Source organism: Vibrio sp. 1078-1, from assembly GCF_033340475.1.
This window is the reverse complement of the sequence record NZ_JAWOWM010000922.1, coordinates 1-515: the sequence shown is the minus strand read 5'-3', so window position 1 is coordinate 515 and position 515 is coordinate 1. Positions and strand designations below refer to the sequence as shown.

1 pseudogene is annotated in these 515 nt (G+C 45.6%); it reads right to left on the bottom strand.

Features of this window, described 5'->3' with window-relative positions:
* Positions 1-306, bottom strand: a pseudogene (locus R7190_RS30870) (ligase); the annotation flags it as partial.
* Positions 307-515 lie beyond the last annotated feature (209 nt).

Sequence of the window (515 nt, the reverse complement as noted above, 5' to 3'; positions counted from 1 at the left end):
CGCATTGGGGTAGAATACTGGCAACGTCATGATGATCGCGCAGATCAGTAACCCGATGGTTAGTTTTGAATAGCGTAAAATGCGGTTACTCGCGAGCTGATAGCAACCGATACCTAACGCAAAGCTAAATGCAATCCACGTTGTTGCGTTGAAGGATAGGGCTAACCCTGATCCACCTGGATTGGGCATAAAAAAGTGCATGGCCAGTAAAAACAGAACGGCCAAGGCGATGAGAAACTTGCGATTGAGAGGAACTTGTACTTTTTCAGGAGAAAGTTTGGTTCCACTTACATGTATAGTAGCCATATATATTGCGTTGTTTTGAATGAAAAAAGACCAGCGTTGGCTGGTCTTTGTACTTTACCCGTTTTTTCTATTTCAACATAGGCTTAAGGAATCGAGCTGTGTGCGAACCTTCGATCTGAGACACATCTTCTGGTGTTCCCTGGGCAATGATCTCTCCGCCGCCTTGTCCGCCTTCTGGTCCTAAGTCGATGATCCAGTCTGCTGTTTTG